This window comes from Bacillus sp. IBL03825 (genome assembly GCF_024712505.1).
In the GTDB taxonomy this organism is placed as follows: Bacteria; Bacillota; Bacilli; order Bacillales; family Bacillaceae_G; genus Bacillus_A; species Bacillus_A wiedmannii.
The window spans coordinates 2058179-2076335 of the sequence record NZ_JAMXKE010000001.1; the positions used below are offsets into that span (position 1 = coordinate 2058179).

The window sequence follows — 18157 nt, forward strand, 5'->3', positions numbered from 1 at the left end:
GGCAGGGGAATGTATGACGAAATTTAATTGGCATGAATCAGCAGAGAAAAAATGGGATAGTAGTGCAGAATTTTGGACTCAAAATAGTCAAGAGATGTGGGACAGCGGGAGTAGGAGTACAATTATTCCATTTTTTGAAAAATACGTGAAAAAAGAAGCTCAAGTGCTCGATGTTGGTTGTGGTGATGGATACGGTACATATAAATTAAGTCGCGCGGGCTATAAAGCAGTTGGAGTAGATTTATCAGAAGTGATGATTCAAAAAGGGAAGGAGCGTGGAGAAGGACCGAATTTATCTTTTATAAAAGGGGATCTTTCTTACTTACCATTTGAAAATGAGCAATTTGAATCAATTATGGCAATTAATTCTTTAGAATGGACCGAGGAGCCATTACGGGCATTAAATGAGATAAAGCGCGTTTTAAAAAGAGATGGGTATGCATGTATTGCAATTTTAGGACCGACAGCAAAGCCTCGAGAGAACAGTTATCCTCGTTTATATGGCAAAGACGTTGTTTGTAATACGATGATGCCTTGGGAGTTTGAACAGTTAGCGAAAGAACAAGGTTTTGAAGTTGTAGATGGCATCGGTGTATATAAGCGCGGAGTAAATGAGAAGATGCTAGGTCAACTACCTATCGAGTTACAACAATCGTTAACATTCTTATGGGTATTTATGTTAAAAAACGTATAAAGAAATGAAAGAATTTTTAGGAGGTAAATAAGTGCAGAAAATACAAAAAACTGATACAATATCATCAGAACCAATTAAAGGGGGACTAGGGTATATGACAACTACTACAACAGTTAAATCCGACATTGAAATCGCACAAGAAGCGAGTATGAAGAAGATTCAAGAAATTGCAGCTGAATTAAATATTTTAGAAGATGAATTAGAGCCATACGGACATTATAAAGGTAAGTTATCTCTTGACATTTTTAAGCGCTTACAGGATGAGAAAGACGGTAAAGTTGTTTTAGTAACAGCGATTAACCCAACTCCAGCTGGAGAAGGTAAATCAACAGTAACAGTTGGTTTAGGTCAAGCTTTTAATAAAATTGGTAAGAAAACAGTAATTGCACTTCGCGAACCATCTCTTGGACCAACGATGGGACTAAAAGGCGGAGCAGCAGGTGGTGGTTTTTCACAGGTTGTACCTATGGAAGACATTAACCTTCACTTTACTGGAGATATTCATGCGATCACAACTGCTAATAACGCGTTAGCGGCGTTTATTGATAATCATATCCAACAAGGAAACACACTTGGGATTGATACGCGTAAAATCGTTTGGAAACGCTGTGTTGACTTAAATGATCGTGCCCTACGTAACGTAGTAATTGGTCTTGGTGGACCAGTTCAAGGTGTACCACGTGAAGACGGTTTCGATATTACAGTGGCATCTGAAATTATGGCCGTATTCTGCCTTGCAACAGATATTCAAGATTTAAAAGCGCGTCTATCTCGCATCGTAGTTGCTTATAACTTTGCAAATCAACCTGTAACGGTTAAAGATTTAGGTGTAGAAGGTGCGTTAACATTATTATTAAAAGACGCATTAAAACCAAACTTAGTGCAAACGTTAGAAAATACACCAGCTATCATTCACGGTGGACCATTTGCGAATATCGCTCACGGTTGTAACAGTGTTATCGCTACAACAATGGCCGCAAAATTAGGTGATTATGTTATTACAGAAGCTGGATTTGGTGCTGATTTAGGTGCAGAGAAGTTTTTAGATATTAAAGCTCGTGCAGCTGGCATTAAACCAGAAGCAGTTGTTATTGTTGCGACGATCCGTGCGCTTAAAATGCATGGCGGCGTAGCAAAAGATCAATTAAAAGAAGAAAATGTAGACGCATTAGCAAAAGGTATGGAAAACTTACAGAAGCATGTTGAAACAATTCAAAGCTTCGGTGTACCTTTCGTAATTGCAATTAATAAATTTATTACAGATACAGATGCAGAAGTTGCATACTTACAAGAGTGGTGCAATGAGCGTGGTTATGCAGTATCCTTAACGGAAGTTTGGGAGAAAGGTGGCCAAGGCGGAGTTGACCTTGCTGAAAAAGTATTAAAAGAAATCGAAAAAGGTGAGAACAACTACGCACCACTTTATGAATTAGAATTACCATTAGAAGAAAAAATTCGTACAATTGCTCAAAAGGTGTACGGTGCAAAAGATATTGAGTTTGCTCCGAAAGCACGTAAGCAATTAGCTCAATATGAAGGAGAAGGATGGAGTAACCTACCAATTTGTATGGCTAAAACACAATACTCTCTTTCTGACGATGCAACAAAATTAGGTCGTCCATCTGACTTTATCGTTACAATTCGTGAGCTAAAACCATCTATTGGTGCAGGGTTTATCGTTGCGTTAACAGGAACAATGTTAACAATGCCAGGCCTTCCAAAACAGCCAGCAGCACTACAAATGGATGTAAATGAAGATGGAAAAGCAGTAGGTTTATTCTAAAAGGTTGTAATTCATCTCGTTTATCTGTAAACTATATATACATCAAGTGGCGCCTTTCCATCGAAAGGCGCCTGTTTTTTGGAGGAAATTATGTTTGATCCAACTGCTTTTGATAATTTAAAAGTAATCGTAGAAGGTGCTGTTTATGATTTTGATTTACATGGAGATATTCTTGTAACAGATCGAAAAGATATGATGGACCTTGCCTCATTAAGTCGTATATACCATATTTCATTTCAATTAACAGAACCGTTCGAACCGGTAGTAAAAGCAACATTTTCACTATCTGTAGATGCAAAGAACTTGTCTGGTGAAATATTGGAAGTACCACAATTTACACCAGGTTGTGAAATGAAGTTAGCATTTTCATTCCCGATAGAAAAGCCAGAGGTAGTGTGTGAAGAAATTGAAACTTTCATGCATTCTATATGGGGAAAAGAAAGAATGATTACGCAGAAAATTTCATACGAATATAATAAGCAAGCGATTTCATATCATAATAAGGTAGAGGTTCTATTTCAAAAAGCGATTACAGAAGACCATGTTGATGATTTAATAGCTGTTATTTCACACATGATAGAAACGGTGCGAACAATACAACATTTTCTTCAAAAATAGAGATAAAGGAGAAAAACAAATGATAAAAGATATGCAACCATTTTTACAACAAGCTTGGGAGAAGGCTGGTTTTAAAGAATTAACTGAAATTCAAAAACAAGCGATTCCAACTATTTTAGAAGGACAAGACGTTATAGCTGAATCTCCAACTGGAACAGGAAAAACATTAGCGTACTTATTACCCCTTTTACATAAAATCAATCCTGAAGTAAAACAACCACAAGTTGTTGTTTTAGCGCCAACACGTGAGCTTGTCATGCAAATTCACGAAGAGGTTCAAAAGTTTACAGCAGGGACTGAAATTTCAGGGGCATCTTTAATTGGTGGTGCAGATATTAAGCGCCAAGTTGAAAAATTAAAGAAACACCCGAGAGTAATTGTCGGTTCACCAGGACGTATTTTAGAATTAATTCGAATGAAAAAGCTAAAGATGCATGAAGTAAAAACGATTGTATTTGATGAGTTTGATCAAATTGTAAAACAAAAGATGATGGGCGCAGTACAAGATGTAATTAAATCTACAATGCGAGATCGTCAATTAGTATTCTTCTCGGCGACAATTACAAAAGCGGCAGAAGATGCTGCACGTGATTTAGCAGTTGAACCACAATTAGTACGTATAACACGTGCAGAGTCAAAAAGCCTAGTTGAGCATACGTATATCATTTGTGAGCGACGCGAAAAAAATGATTACGTAAGAAGAATTATGCATATGGGCGATGTAAAAGCTGTTGCTTTCTTAAATGACCCATTCCGTTTAGATGAAATTACTCAGAAATTGCAATTCCGTAAAATGAAAGCAGCAGCTCTTCATTCAGAGGCAAGTAAGCAAGAGCGTGAAGCAACGATGCGTGCTTTCCGCAGCGGGAAATTAGAAATTCTACTTGCTACTGATATTGCAGCACGTGGAATAGATATCGATGATTTAACACATGTAATCCACTTGGAGTTACCAGACACAGTAGACCAATATATTCACCGCTCAGGACGTACAGGACGTATGGGGAAAGAAGGAACTGTCGTTTCTCTTGTAACACAACAAGAAGAGCGTAAATTACTTCAATTTGCAAAAAAATTAGGTATCGTGTTTACGAAGCAAGAAATGTTCAACGGATCATTTGTAGAAACGAAACCGAAAGCACCAAAGAAAAAGAAACCGGCATTTACTGGGAAGAAAAAACCTAGATAAATAATTTGGGAGACGTAACTATTTGTAGTTACGTCTTTTTTGTTTGTAATTCAATAACAAAGGGAATTTAAATGTACCTATATTATAAGAAATATCGATAAAGGTAAATTATTTCTCATTTAGTTTTGTACAAGGAAGTAATATAAAGAGAGTCGAATATTAAACTGATGCGAAATAATAAAAAGAAGGTACATATATGGATAGGAAATTAGGAATGTTTTTAAATACGAAACATATTGAAGTAAATGAAGGAATAAATAAGGCGAGAGAATGGAATGTAGAATGTATTCAATTATATGCTATGAATAAGAACTTCAACTTAGCTAATATTCCAAGGGTAGAATGGAATACTTTAAAGAAAAGCTTATCTTTTAATGGAATAAAGGTTCCATCATTAGCAATTAGCTTTGGAGAAAATGGAATTGTGGGAACGGAAGTTGACAGTGAAATAGATCAGTTTAAATACATTACTGACAGAGGTTTGGAGCTAGGAGCAAAGATAATAACAGCTCATATCGGGGGAATTCCAGATGATGAAAAAAGTGAGTATTATAATAAAATGGAACGAGTTTGTTATGAGATAGGGGAATTAGCACTCAAATTTGGAGGGATTTTCGCAATTGAGACTGGTTCTGAAAAAGCGATAGTGTTAAAAAGATTTTTAGAAAATATAAATTCAAAAGGACTAGCGGTTAACTTTGACCCAGCAAATTTAATAAGTAATGTAAATGAAAATCCGATAGAAGGTTTATTACTATTAAAAGATTATATAGTACAAACTCATATTAAAGATTGTAAAGAAGTAAAAAGTGATAGTTCGAGTAAGTATATAGAAGTAGCAGCAGGAAATGGTGAAGTGGATTTCGATATATTCTTCAAGGTATTAGATGAAATTAGATTCGACGGATATAACATGATTGAAAGAAATGATTACTTTGACGAATTGGATGGGATGAGTCAGTCGATAAATTTTGCAAAGAAGTACATATAAATTCAAAAGGAATAACGGTAGCACTTGTAGAAACCTACATAGAATATAAAAACCATTAGGGGGAAATGAAATGATCCATAAAGTTGGACAAATTATGTTGTATGTAAATAATCAAGATGAGGCAGTAAATTTTTGGACGGAAAAGGTAGGGTTTCATGTAGTTGCAGAGGAAGATAACAAGCAAGGAATGAGATGGATTGAAATCGCTCCGACTAACGGTGCAGAAACGAGTATCATACTACATAACAAAGAAGTTATTTCTAAGATGAGCCCAGAATTAAATCTTGGTACACCATCTTTAATGTTCTTCTCAGAAAATCTTGATCAATTATATACAGATTTAAAAAATAAAAATGTTACTGTTGGTGAAATGGTAACTATGCCTTCTGGTAAAGTATTTAACTTTGCTGATAGTGAAGGCAATTATTTTGCGGTTATGGAAAAGAACAAATAATAATATTGCTATGTGAAAATCCCCCTCAAATATATTGAGGGGGATTACATGTTTGAAGTGGATTTTTCATTAGAGAGTTGATTAATATAAAATACGCCTTTTTCAATAGCTGTCTCAATATAACCAATGATTTGATTAAACGTAAATACTTGTAAGTCTTCATGCAAATGTTGCTCCGGATACAACATATCTTCAAAAAGATACTTCCGAAAAGCTAATATGTTTTCTTTAGAAACTTCTTCAATATCCACAATGTGAGCCTCTTGGTTGAGAAGAGAGAAGAGCTGCTGTTCTGTATCGTAATGATGAAGCAACTTTGCATTTAACAATTTAAAATCGTTATAGTACATAGGAGCGATCGTTTCGTCATTTTCTATTCTATTTTTTAGCCATGGTAGAAAAAAGCCACTTAGCCAATTGTCATCGGCAATGAGATGGGTGTAATAGCCAAGAAGAAAAGGGGAATCCATATGAGCTTTATATTTTTGAAAAAAAGAATTGAAATCTATCCTTCTCGTATAGTTTTTCGTTGTGCCAGCGTAAAAGTGTGAAGTTCCTTTTTCTTCTGCTGAATGAACCGCATCAGGGGCCACACCTCCAAGTATGAAAGAAGTTTTATCTTGAATAGATAATTTCTCGGCAATCCTGTTAGCGATAATAGCATGCATAATTCGTGATCCCATGAATGACACCTCGGTTTCAAGTATTCATTTCAGGAAGAGGACTGAACAGTTAGTATTACTTTCCCTGTACTTTTTCTACTTTCGACCCATTCATGTGCTTTCCCTGCATCTTGAAGTGGAAAAGATTTCGTGGCTTTAATTTGTAAACTTCCGTCACGCAAATAGCGGAAAACTTCATTTGCAGTTTCTTGGAGGAGTTCAGGACGTTTTTTTCGTGTAGTGCCGAAGCTAAAACCGAGTATAGAGCGGCAACTTGCGTGTAAATCTTTCGTTTGAAAGTTACCAATTTCACCGCTTGCATTACTGAAATGAACGAGGCGACCGTAATAAGCAAGACATTTTAAACTTCTTTCCGAAACCGTTCCAGAAATAGAATCTAAAATTACATCGACCCCTTCGCCATTTGTCAGCGCATTGATTTTCTCTACAAAACCCTCATCTTGATGACAAATAACATAATCAGCTCCAGCATCTAAAACGATTTTACCTTTCGCTTCATTTCCAACAGTACCGATAATTGTTCCAGCCCCTAATAGTTTAGCAAGTTGAATTGCTGTCGTACCAATTCCACCAGCCGCTGCATGAATGAGTACAGACTCGCCTTGTTGAAGCCTTGCAACATTTGCGAGTAAATTATAGCCTGTAAAAGATACAATCGGACAAGCAGCTGCAGTTTGAAAATCGACTTTATCAGGTAAAACGAAAGTAAGGTTTTCGTTTGCGACAACGTATTCTGCGTAAGATCCATTTTGAGGAAAAGCAATGACATGTTGTCAAGGATAAATATTTTTCACATGAGAACCGACACGTTCTACAATACCAGCGGCATCTATCCCTGGTATAAAAGGTAGTGCTTTATTTCCTTTTTTACCAAAACGGGATTTAATATCGGCGAAATTTACACTAGTAGCAACAACGCGAATCAAAACTTGATCTTCTGAAATAGCTGGCATATCTACATCTGTATATTTCATCACTTCAGGACCACCGAACGACGTTACAATGATAGCTTTCATCATATATATCCTCCTTAATTTGACTATATAAATCATTTTAAATCGTCATTAGAAATTGGAAAATTATATAATAGTTATGCAAAGCTATAAGTGAAGCTTATGAATTCATTCAATCATTATATTAATTTATATAAAAAACTTTTGAAAAAATCGAACGAAATCTCAATTGCTTGCCAATATATAGTGTAAGACAAAGGAGGGAAGGTAAATGAAGGATGAAACATTGTATACAAATTTAATCCAATTAACTTTATCAGGCAATAAAGAAGCGTATGGCGAATTGTATGATAAAACGATTCAAGAAGTATATAAAACAGCACATTTTTTAATAGGTGATAAAACGGATGTAGATGATGTCGTTCAAGAAATGTACATACAGCTATATGAATCGCTTCGTAAATATGATAATGAGAAGCCATTTCGTCCTTGGCTAATCGGACTTGCGATTAAACAAATTCATTCTTACAGAAGAAAGAGGTGGATGCGACTACGTATTGTGAAAAAAGCAGAAGAGCAAAGAAAACCAGTACAAATTGATTTTTCTAACGATATTGTAAGTAAAATATCAAACCAAAAACTAATCGAACTTATACATAAATTACCGTATAAATTGAAGCAAGTTATTATCTTAAGATACTTACACGATTATTCACAAGAAGAAGTAGCACACATATTACATATTCCAATCGGTACAGTGAAGTCTAGAATTCATGCGGCATTAAAGAAACTACGTCAAAAAGAGCAAGTAGAAGAAATCTTTTTAGGAGAGGTAGGGAATGTGAAATGAGTTTAGAATGTAGAGTTAGAGAATCTATACAAGAAGAAGCGAAGGGGATTATCGCCCCACCGGATTTAAAAGAGAAAGTAATTGTTCAGATTAAAATGAATCGCGGGGGGAATAAAAGGAAGAAGCGCCTTATCGCAGGAGTGCTTGCGGCAGCATTTTTACTCCCAACGACTGGTTTTGCGTATCAATCTATTATGGCGGATGGTATATACGGATCGTTTGAGAATTTAAAAAAACATGCTGGAGCAATGACGTTAGAAGCATATATGCGTTTTAATGCAAAATTGTCAGAAGCGAAAGATGAAATGGGTGCGAAGGAATATGAAGAATTTACAAAAGAACTAAAAAAATTAACAAATGCAAAGCTTGCGTACGGGGATTCGAACGGTAATATTGATTATGATCAATTATCACCAGAAAAAAGAGAAGAAATGAAAAAGGTAAGTATGGGCCTTCAACCATACTTTGATAAATTAAATGGTCATAAATCTAGTAAAGAAATATTAACGCAAGAAGAGTTTGATCGCTATATGGAAGCTTTAATGACACATGAAATAGTACGAGTGAAGACTAAATCAACTGGTGGAATAAAAGTAGAAGATATACCTGAGGCGTACAAAGAAAGATTTATGAAAGCAGAGCAGTTTATGGAGTATGTAGATGAAAAGGTGCGATAAGTAAGAAAGCTCGTAGCTTTGAGCTTCTCTTATTAAAACGTAAATATATTAACCACCAATTCCTTTTGCTAGCAATAAGAAATATACAAATACTAGTATTACTCCATTTAATGCCGAACCAACTATTTTAAAAAGCCAATTCTTTGATGCGATTGCAAAAAGAATACCGAGCAATGAAAGAATACTTAGAAGCACAATAATTAATGTTAAATTCGCATTAGGTCCTCTTAAAACAAAGAAAGAACATATACTTGCGAGAAACGTTAGAAACGAGAAAGTCCCTAATTTCATAATAAGTCCCCCTTGTTTGAAATGTATTTTGATTTAGTGCACGACTTTCTTTAGTTTAACATAAATTTCCTATTGTCAATTAAATATATGAACAATAAAAAACGAGTATAAATTCTATGCGATTTCATACTCGTTTTGTTATTACTTAAGTTTCCTTACCGCATGTATAGCAACTCTTACAAGAAGTATTGTACTAATAAATAAACCACCATAACCAACGACACTTAAAAATTGAACATTAGTTTCTTTTGCATACAAGTCAGGGCAGAATTATCTTGATTTGCTTAATAAAGTGAAAGTGGGAAATCACTTAGTTATATTCCTTACTATTTTCCTTATCTTTTTGTATAAAACAATCTAAAAGGGAATAACCAGCTATTAAACTAATTATCGTAACAAAAGTTGTATTTATAAGAATAATATTAGCTAAATAAGGTAGGTATTGGCCAAGTGGTGAAAAGAGTAGAGCTGGGGAAAAGGAAATTAATATTGTAGGCACTGTAATAGCGATAAACTTATCCGGTTGAAAGCTCCAGTTTTGTTTACTCGTTTCGCGATTAATCGATTGAAGGAATCGTAATAAAATGCCGACTATAAGAGGGAAGAGTGTAAAGTAGAATAACCTTGGATACACGTTAAAGTTCACCTGAGCGTCTGTATCTAAATAAAATTGAATTTTCACTCCGACAAATAATAATAAGACGATAAATAATGTAAAGCAGAGGTATAGCATCACTTTTTGCATTGCATTCCACCATCCTTTATTAAAAATATATTCAAAGAAAAAAGAGATATACAATAACTACTGTTGTATATCTCTTCTTTTACTGTTAGTTAATAGTGGAATTTACTTTTTCTTGCTTCGTGAAATAATCTATAATGCCCATCGCGCTAATTTCTATATCTAGATGTAAAATGTTATAAACGGAATGATCTGATGGAACCTTTAATTTTGTAAGGTGAGAAGAGATCTTATCCATTAATACAGTTTGTAATGCTTTAGTAGCCTCATCGAAATCATTATACTGTTCAAAGACCTCTTTACCAGTATGAACGAAAATAGGTAACCAATGTTCCAGTTGGTTATATACTTCTGTAACATTGGATGATGCACCGTAATGGCCGAAATAAATAGTATCTACATTCATACTTTGAATATGATTTTTAGAAGCAAGCATCGCATCTGGTTGGAATTGTGAAGGGGACGTTGATGGTAAATATAGTTCTACACCAAGGTCTGCGAGTTCTCTATAGTAAATTCCTATTGTATCGCCTGTAAAAATGCCATTTGTTAATGAATCGTGAATGCTAATATGGTGCTTAGCATGACCCGGTGTATCGTAAAATGTAAGTGTACGGTCTTCGGCGATTTTTAACGTATCACCATTTTGTACAATACGAACACGCTCTTCTTCTATAGGAAGAATTGGATCAAATAGTTTATCGAAATCTTCTTTGTATACAGCTTTTGCGCCTAAAATGAGTTTTGTTGGATCAATCATATGACGAGCACCGCGAGAATGCACATATAAAGTAGCATGTGGACACTTTTCCATCATTAAACCAGCAGCCCCGGCGTGATCTAAATGAACATGTGTAACAACAATGTTTTTTACATCGCTTAAATCAATATGTAATTGTTGTAAGCCGTCTAAAATATACGGAAGAGAAGGGGCTGCACAAGTTTCAATTAAAGTAATATCGTCACCTAATAAAACGTACGTACCAGTTCGTTCGTTATGTTGTAAATCGAAATCATCAATAAGATATAGGTGAGAAGATAATTGCTCTACTTTTTTCATCATTACCACTCCTTAGTTACTGCATGTTTCTATTATACGCTAAAATAGAAAAAGGCAGAAAACGAAAGCTCGTCTTCTGCCTTTTTAAAGTGTTGTTATTTCGTTTGTTCTTTATTGATAGACATAACGAACAGTCCAACTATGCCACCAACGATTGGAAGCATAATTTCTCCTGCTAAATTAAAGTAGGAGCTTAAAAATAAACCATTTACATCGATTACCCAGCCAATCACATACAATAACATCATATATAGTACGAAATAAAACTCGCGATTTGAAATCATTTCATGTTGTGCAGTTTTCATAATGAACACCATCCTTTTCTTTTATAATGGAATATAAACTGTCACATTTTGTTCACAATTTAATTGTAAAACTTTCCAACATAAAAGTCTAGTAGTTTGTGTCGAATTTTCGAACAGAAATAAAGCGCTATCATTTGAGAGTGTAAGTACGTAAAAAGAGCTGTATATTCATGAATGTAGTATAGTATAAACATAGAATGATAGTGAAGAGAGGGGCAAGGAAAATGACAGTTTATGATTTTTCAGCTAAAGCGATAACAGGAGAAGCTAAATCGTTAAAAGATTACGAAGGAAAAGCGCTTCTTATTGTAAATGTAGCTAGCAAGTGTGGTTTTACACCGCAATATAAAGGGTTACAAGAAATATATGATAAATATAAAGACCAAGGACTAGAAATACTCGGTTTCCCATGTAACCAATTCGGAGGACAGGAACCAGGTACAGAAGCAGATATTACTAGTTTTTGTGAATTAAACTACGGTGTAAATTTCCCGATGTTTGCAAAGATTGATGTGAAAGGTGATAAGGCTCATCCTCTGTATACATACATGACAGAACAAGCACCAGGTTTGCTAGGTATGAAAGCAGTGAAATGGAACTTTACTAAGTTTTTAATTGGAAAAGACGGGAAAGTAGTAGGGCGTTTTGCGCCACAAACGAAGCCGGTGGATTTAGAGGTTGAGATTGAGAAGGTGCTTGGAGAATAACTAGAAGTTTCACTTTATTAAAAAAAGCCTCAAAGAACAATGTAGTTCTTTGAGGCTTTTTCAAGATTAAATCGCAGAATAAAAATCATTTGATTTAGGCGGAGAAGCTGCTTTTTTCATAAGCATTTCCCATAACTGTACGGATTTTTCCCATTCTGCTGCGGCCTGTCCCTTTTGATACATAGCGTTTTCATAACTGAAAGTAAGCTGTTGCATATCATTTGAGTTGTAAAGTGTATCGATATGGAGAGCATATTCTCGGAATGTTTGACTTTCCTCTCGTGGTATAACAGTTCTCGCAAATTGTTTCAAAAGTGCACTGTAAGCTTTGCTATAAACAGTATCATCTTTTCGATATTTATAGAAAAGAATGATAAAAAATGTAATCCATTTCATTCTAGTAGCGAAGAGAGTATATCCGATGATACTAATTGGTATAGTAGAAAGCAATACGTACCACCAAGAAAATTTATTTTTAGAATTTGTAATCTTTTTAGTAGGGGTTTCTTCCGTATCTTCTATTAAATTTTTAAGCTTTGCTTCATTGTTTCTTTGGTGCATTTGTGCGTTTTGAGTATTAGTTTCTTCGCTATTTTGTATAGTAGGAGAAGGCGTATTATTTGTGAAATTATAGGGATTCGTAAATCCTTTTGTTGGTTCGAATGGAATCCATCCGTATCCGGGGAAATATACTTCGACCCAAGAGTGTGCGTTATCGTTCGCGATTTTATAAACATCCTGACCTTCAGCACCCACAAGCGTATTATCAAGAGTTCCTTCTGTATAACCTTTTACCCAGCGAGCGGGAATCCCAGCAGAACGAAGTAACACGATCATAGACGTTGAGAAATTATTACAGTAGCCGCTTTTTGTATCGAAAAGAAATTGATCAACATAATCTTGGTTTTTGGCAGGGAACAACACATTCATTGTTTCATATACGAAAGAATGGTCGGTGAAGTAGTTTTCAATAGCCAATACTTTATCATATCGGTTGTCTTTATCGTTTGTTAGATTAACAGCTAAGTCTCTTACTCGCTGCGGTAATGATTCGGGAAGTTGCGTGTACTTTGTCATGAAATAAGGATTTGTTTCTTGACCTTCATTCATTTTTATAGCTTTTAAGTTTTCTATGGAAAACTCCGGGACCTCATATGTTACTTTATATGAATGTAAAGTAGTAGAAGAATCTCCGTCCATCGTATAGATTTTTTCTGAAAATGGGTCAACACTGTATGATACATTAGAAGAAGCTTCAACTGATACTAACCCTGCTGGATAGGTAAGGTGAGGATAACTTTTTTGCATGGTAATTGTCGCCTCAGTTGCCTCTGTTTTTGTATTTTGTTCGTACCAGCTCACGACGTCATTTTTATTTTTAAAAGAAACCTTTTTTTGATTTTCAGAAACCTCCCAGCCTTTTCCTGTATAAAAATCTTTCGTTTCGACTCTCCAATATTGTTTGTTTTGTGTTTGTGCTGTGAATACAATTGTAGGATCTGCCTTAAAAGGACCACCTAATCTCGAGTCATCTAAACCATACCCAATTTTAGAAACTTCTTGCTTTTTACTTGCTTCGGATGTGTTGAATTTTAAAAAATCCATTGGGTTTGGCCATTGAGGGCCAAATTTTGGAGCGAAGTATGCGATGGTTGCTGACAATACAATAAATACTATAAGAGGTCTAAGTAATTTTGAGATTTCTCTAGCATAATTTTGTAAGTGTTCCATCTCTTTTATTCGTTCTATGCGAAGAAGACTAAGCATAAAAAATCCGATAACAACAGTACGAATAATAGCGTAGTTAGCATTATATAAATGCAGGTTATGAAAAACAGTTATATAAATAATAGTCAATATAAGAAATAACAACCCACGTTTTTTATGAATCATCCAAAAAGAGATGCAAGCACTCAAAAACCAAAATGATAAAAAAAATAAAAGTGTTGGAAAAACTGGAGAAATATCTAGCAAATTCCCTTGAAATAACAAGGAGGAATTACGAGAAATATCAGTAAAAAATTTCGTTAACCAAGAAGGGTTTATAAAAGCATTTTTATAATACAGGAAATGAATGACGAATAAAATTGTGACAATCTTTATAGGAATCTGCCATCTTGTTTGAAAAAAAGAGAGAGTGAAGCAAATCCCTATAAATATTACAAAAATATCTAATCTACCTACGTTTGTAATACCTATAAGTGGCCTTAGCCATTCTAGTAAAAGTAGAAATGCGCATGCATGCATGAAAAATCTAGTCATATCCAATTGTTTTTTTGCCTGTAATGTTATCATTTGCTCACCTCAAAAAACACGTTTGTATACTGGTTTCCATAAACCACATTTACAAATATTTTTCTTTTTTGCAGAGTTTCTAGAATACTGAGTTCTCGATGTGATAGTTGATTTGCTTTTTCTTTTACGACAAACACCATTAATTTTCTATTTTTAACAGCAGCATAGTCAGCCGCCTTTTGAATATCGGGAGAAAGATCGCTTGTCACGAGTATAATCGTTACAGGCTCATAAATTTTTCTTAATTCCATTTCAACACTCCGGGAGAGCGGGAATACACTGTCCGCTTGTACTTTCGCTAAATGACAAAAGATTTGATGCAACTGACTATCTCCATTGTCTAAAGGGAAAAAAGTTCGCTCTTTTCCGAAAGACACGAATGACGCTGGTGAATTTTGCTTCAAGACAGCCCTGACGATAGAGGCAGTAAATGTGACGACTGATTCGAATAGAGAGGATGAGGTTCTGTCCATGAATATCATAATATTATGGCTGCGCTGTTGTTCAAATTCTTTCGTCATAATGTTGTTTGTTCGTGCAGTTGCTTTCCAATCAATCCATGAAAAGCGGTCACCAGGTTTATAGTCTCTCACACCGACAGAAATGGTAGAATCTTTTACTAAGTTGATATTTGCTGAAAGTGCTCCTTGTTCGAAATGATTTTCCATTTGTCGATACGTTATATCTACATACTGAGGATAGACTAAAAATGTATCTGGAACTGAAAAAGTTATTTCTTTCTCCATCATACCGAATAGATCGCCAGTTTTGACACGTACGCTTGAAAAAGAGTGCTCTCCTCTAGGGATTGTGTCAATTGCATATTGAAATGAAATATTTCGTTTCAATCCTGGAAAGAGTATTACTTTATTCATCTTCGTTTGTTTACAATTTGTGAATTGTGATGGTAGCACATCTTCTATAATTAAATAAAGCAAGGGAAAAGGAAATTTTCTTTTTATTGTAATGGTGCTTAAAAATGATTCTCCTGCTATATATTCGTCTTGATTTGTTATTCGTTTTACCTCGGCGTTTCGTAAAGCATAGAAGGGGAGTAATAGTGAATAAAGGCCGATAGGAATCATACTGTAAAACAAAAACCAACTTACAAATCCTCCTTGAAGCATAGCGTATACAAATGTTAAGACTAGACATAACGGAATGAGTGATAACTTAGTAAAATGATAGAGTGATCGTAGTATTCGTTTCATCAAAGGTTCATCTTCCTTTGAGTCGGTACGGTAGTTCGTGCAACGATTTTTGCGATAACTTGTTCTCCTGTAATTCCTTCAAATTTTGCTTCCATTTTTAGAATGAGTCTGTGAGCCAATATGTAAGGAGCTAAAAATTTAACATCGTCTGGAATAACATAATTTCTACCATGGATAAAAGCATAAGCTTGTGAAGCTTTCATTAAAGCAATCGAGCCACGCGGGCTTGCACCAAGTTGTATAGAACTATAAGAACGAGTCTGACTAACAAGCTTTACAATGTAATGCTTGATTGCCTTGTCCATACTTACTTCCCGTACGCTTTGTTGTAAATAAAGTAATTCTTCTATTGTAGTAATAGCTTGTAAATGGGAGAGGGGGTTCGTTTTTTCCATCCGGTTTAAAATTTCAAATTCTTCTTCTGGTGTAGGATATCCCATTTTTAGTTTCAATAAGAAACGATCGAGCTGTGCTTCTGGTAAAGGATATGTTCCCTCATATTCTACCGGATTTTGTGTAGCCATTACAAAGAACGGTTTTGGTAACGGTCTTGTCATGCCATCTATTGTAATATTGCCTTCTTCCATACTTTCAAGTAAGGCAGATTGTGTTTTTGGAGATGTACGATTAATTTCATCAGCCAGTATAAAATTCCCCATGATTGGTCCAGGCTTGAACTCAAATTGGAGCTCTTTTGGATTATAAATAGAGACACCTGTTACATCTGATGGAAGTAAATCAGGTGTGAATTGAATACGCTTGTAATCAGCATCAATAGATTTAGAAAGAGCACGTACTAACATTGTTTTCCCAACGCCAGGAACATCTTCTAATAGTACATGACCTTCAGCTAAGAGAGCTGTCAAAGCTAAGATCGTTTCTTTTCGTTTTCCAACCATTAATTTTTCAATATTGTTGATTATTTTTTCTATAATGGGATGTAATGAATCAAGCTGGTGCATCGTAATCCTCCTAATGTGTTATTATCGTTTTCTAATCTATTTGGTGAAAAATAGAACGTACCTCTCTATGTGCGAGTATAAAACTATTACCTTTAATTCTAAGAATATTCAGATTATTTATTCTGGTTACATCTAGTATAATTGTTTCAGTAACTAAGGGCAATATGGTAAATAATGATTTCTCTTTTTATGTGAAATATGTCTTGATATAGAATAGTATCGTCGGTAAAAGTAGAAGAGGAGAAGGAAAGATTGACCTCAATGAGCAAAATAAATAGCGTAGGAAACCCTACGCGTAAAGTTTGGAACATATATTAATACGCCTTGTGAATAAAATGTATATGAATAAAAAATAAAGTCGACTTCTCATGAAGAGGCCAGCTATTTAAATTATTACACTCCTTTATTTTTTATCTTTCTTATATTCTTTTCGTTTATTTAACCAAATATGAATTAATTCTACCAATTCCATTGTTTCAATCTCACAATATTCTCCTTTACCATCTTCGGCTAAATTGTCTAACACAGTAGTTGTGTCGTTCCGAATTTCTAAACTGCAAATGTTGCCATTTACTACTATATAATTTTTTTCTCCGTTTAAAACATTATGTATTTCTTCTAAAATCCAATCTCCAAAAGATGTAACTTCAATTCCTAAAAAAGTTTCAACAAGTTTAATTTCTTGAGGAAGTCTCATAACTAAATCACTACTGTTAAGCACTTCAAAACTATATGGATATTTCATGACTATTTTACTCCTTTATTTCTGGCTTTAGTGACTCTATTTACTTCTCTATTAATCTCATAAGCTCTATTAAGGTAATAAATTCTTATACTATCATCACTATTTCCTACTTAAATTATAGTAAAAGTAGATTATTATTAAACTTATCTATCCAATATTTCTCTGATGTAGGTATGAATTCAGTGAAATCTTCATATGTACCACTCCAATCTTTTGGTACATAGTTTTCGTATGATGCCGGTTCTGGAAACATTGAATATAGTATTTTATTATCAAAGTTAATTAATAAGATTGGACTAAAATCTAATAGATCTTCTCCTGCATTTTTCCTTTTAATATTTTCAAGTAGTAAATAATTTAATTCTTCTTTAGTTGTTTTATATTGATTAATCCTTACTAAAAATACTTCTACATTTTCATGATCTAATACTTTTATTCCATTTCTTTCTTCCGTTTCGTCATTATCTTCAATGCTTATACCTAAATTTTTATATGCATTATCTAATTTATTATAATCTAAAAACCATAGTTCTTTATCTGTTACATACCATCTAAACTCATTTTTATATATGACGGCTACTATAATGTTTTCTGCATAAAGCGGTTCTAATTTCATAATATACTCCTTGTATTATTATCTTAAAATCCTGCCATTCTTGGTTTATTCTTCTATTGATTCAATCCAAGTTGCTGACAATTCATATGGATTTCCTTGCGTTTTTTGTTCAACTATTTTCAGGATAGTTGCCCTTGATATGGTGGATTTAAAGTATTGTATTTTTATTTATTAACTCATCTAACGATTTAGGTATACCAAATTTAACTACTCCCAAATTACTTCCTCTATTATATAAGAAATTTTTTGCAAGCTCATTATTATCTGTACTTCATCTTAAACTTTGCTAGAAGCAAGGAAGTAATTTAACAGTCAGTGAAGGATGTGAGCC

At 34.4% G+C, this 18157-nt stretch carries 19 protein-coding genes and 1 pseudogene; 9 read left to right on the forward strand and 11 right to left on the reverse strand.

All coding sequences use genetic code 11. The annotated features are described in order from the left end of the window. The first annotated feature begins 13 nt into the window (after nt 1-13). The 6 genes from NHG49_RS10710 to NHG49_RS10735 all read left to right on the forward strand — a co-directional run bounded on the left by NHG49_RS10710 (nt 14) and on the right by NHG49_RS10735 (nt 5729). Nucleotides 14-694, forward strand: a complete 681-nt coding sequence (locus tag NHG49_RS10710; protein ID WP_064473988.1) for a class I SAM-dependent methyltransferase — start codon at nt 14-16, stop codon at nt 692-694. A 94-nt stretch (nt 695-788) separates the two neighbouring features. Then, nucleotides 789-2477, forward strand: a complete 1689-nt coding sequence (locus tag NHG49_RS10715) for a formate--tetrahydrofolate ligase (RefSeq protein ID WP_046953671.1) — start codon at nt 789-791, stop codon at nt 2475-2477. Between the two features lie 90 nt (nt 2478-2567). Continuing rightward, the gene (locus NHG49_RS10720) at nt 2568-3095 is read left to right on the forward strand and encodes a hypothetical protein (protein WP_000460226.1); all 528 of its coding nucleotides are present in this window, start codon (nt 2568-2570) and stop codon (nt 3093-3095) included. 19 nt (nt 3096-3114) lie between these two features. Then, nucleotides 3115-4284 (forward strand): DEAD/DEAH box helicase, encoded by a 1170-nt coding sequence (locus NHG49_RS10725; RefSeq protein ID WP_000588609.1) that lies wholly within the window; start codon nt 3115-3117, stop codon nt 4282-4284. Between the two features lie 196 nt (nt 4285-4480). Further along, nucleotides 4481-5275: a sugar phosphate isomerase/epimerase family protein gene (locus NHG49_RS10730; RefSeq protein ID WP_154131260.1), complete on the forward strand. Its 795-nt coding sequence runs from the start codon at nt 4481-4483 to the stop codon at nt 5273-5275. A gap of 70 nt (nt 5276-5345) precedes the next feature. Next, the gene (locus NHG49_RS10735; protein WP_064056645.1) at nt 5346-5729 is read left to right on the forward strand and encodes a VOC family protein; all 384 of its coding nucleotides are present in this window, start codon (nt 5346-5348) and stop codon (nt 5727-5729) included. A gap of 44 nt (nt 5730-5773) precedes the next feature. Here NHG49_RS10735 and NHG49_RS10740 read toward each other — a convergent pair whose 3' ends face one another. Together NHG49_RS10740 and NHG49_RS10745 are read right to left on the reverse strand one after the other, a co-directional pair. Then, nucleotides 5774-6412 (reverse strand): zinc dependent phospholipase C family protein, encoded by a 639-nt coding sequence (locus NHG49_RS10740; protein WP_061672518.1) that lies wholly within the window; start codon nt 6410-6412, stop codon nt 5774-5776. Between the two features lie 29 nt (nt 6413-6441). Then, a pseudogene (locus tag NHG49_RS10745) lies at nt 6442-7428 on the reverse strand (quinone oxidoreductase family protein). A gap of 208 nt (nt 7429-7636) precedes the next feature. Between NHG49_RS10745 and NHG49_RS10750 the strand changes: the two are divergent. Together NHG49_RS10750 and NHG49_RS10755 are read left to right on the forward strand one after the other, a co-directional pair. Continuing rightward, nucleotides 7637-8215, forward strand: a complete 579-nt coding sequence (locus NHG49_RS10750; protein ID WP_258125929.1) for a sigma-70 family RNA polymerase sigma factor — start codon at nt 7637-7639, stop codon at nt 8213-8215. After that, complete coding sequence (locus NHG49_RS10755; protein ID WP_149173274.1) at nt 8212-8892, forward strand: DUF3600 domain-containing protein; 681 nt, start codon at nt 8212-8214, stop codon at nt 8890-8892. The genes NHG49_RS10750 and NHG49_RS10755 overlap by 4 nt, the downstream gene beginning before the upstream one ends. Nucleotides 8893-8940: 48 nt before the next feature. Here the strand turns inward: NHG49_RS10755 and NHG49_RS10760 are convergent, their stop codons facing one another. From NHG49_RS10760 to NHG49_RS10775, 4 genes are all read right to left on the reverse strand, one after another. Further along, the gene (locus tag NHG49_RS10760) at nt 8941-9183 is read right to left on the reverse strand and encodes a hypothetical protein (protein ID WP_098274960.1); all 243 of its coding nucleotides are present in this window, start codon (nt 9181-9183) and stop codon (nt 8941-8943) included. A 310-nt stretch (nt 9184-9493) separates the two neighbouring features. Next, a complete protein-coding gene (locus tag NHG49_RS10765) occupies nt 9494-9928 on the reverse strand; it encodes a hypothetical protein (protein ID WP_120340661.1) in 435 nt (144 codons plus the stop codon). Nucleotides 9929-10013: 85 nt separating this feature from the next. Then, the gene (locus NHG49_RS10770; protein WP_149173276.1) at nt 10014-10985 is read right to left on the reverse strand and encodes an MBL fold metallo-hydrolase; all 972 of its coding nucleotides are present in this window, start codon (nt 10983-10985) and stop codon (nt 10014-10016) included. A 95-nt stretch (nt 10986-11080) separates the two neighbouring features. Next, on the reverse strand, nt 11081-11290 hold the full coding sequence (locus NHG49_RS10775) for a DUF3925 family protein (protein ID WP_064473983.1): 210 nt from the start codon (nt 11288-11290) through the stop codon (nt 11081-11083). Nucleotides 11291-11514: 224 nt separating this feature from the next. On the opposite strand from NHG49_RS10775, the gene bsaA reads away from it, so the two are divergent. Continuing rightward, complete coding sequence (gene bsaA / locus NHG49_RS10780; RefSeq protein ID WP_098103185.1) at nt 11515-11997, forward strand: glutathione peroxidase; 483 nt, start codon at nt 11515-11517, stop codon at nt 11995-11997. Nucleotides 11998-12063: 66 nt separating this feature from the next. On the opposite strand, the gene NHG49_RS10785 is transcribed toward bsaA, so the two are convergent. From NHG49_RS10785 to NHG49_RS10805, 5 genes are all read right to left on the reverse strand, one after another. Beyond that, nucleotides 12064-14292, reverse strand: a complete 2229-nt coding sequence (locus NHG49_RS10785) for a transglutaminase TgpA family protein (protein ID WP_258125931.1) — start codon at nt 14290-14292, stop codon at nt 12064-12066. Then, nucleotides 14289-15503: a DUF58 domain-containing protein gene (locus NHG49_RS10790; RefSeq protein WP_258125932.1), complete on the reverse strand. Its 1215-nt coding sequence runs from the start codon at nt 15501-15503 to the stop codon at nt 14289-14291. The genes NHG49_RS10785 and NHG49_RS10790 overlap by 4 nt, the downstream gene beginning before the upstream one ends. Next, complete coding sequence (locus NHG49_RS10795; RefSeq protein ID WP_078420013.1) at nt 15503-16465, reverse strand: AAA family ATPase; 963 nt, start codon at nt 16463-16465, stop codon at nt 15503-15505. The genes NHG49_RS10790 and NHG49_RS10795 overlap by 1 nt, the downstream gene beginning before the upstream one ends. Nucleotides 16466-16868: 403 nt before the next feature. Then, nucleotides 16869-17210 carry a hypothetical protein gene (locus tag NHG49_RS10800; RefSeq protein WP_064473978.1) on the reverse strand — a complete coding sequence of 114 codons (342 nt, stop codon included), beginning with the start codon at nt 17208-17210 and terminating at the stop codon, nt 16869-16871. 115 nt (nt 17211-17325) lie between these two features. Beyond that, nucleotides 17326-17826, reverse strand: coding sequence for a hypothetical protein (locus tag NHG49_RS10805; protein ID WP_044797210.1), 501 nt, complete (start codon nt 17824-17826; stop codon nt 17326-17328). Between the last annotated feature and the right edge of the window lie 331 nt (nt 17827-18157).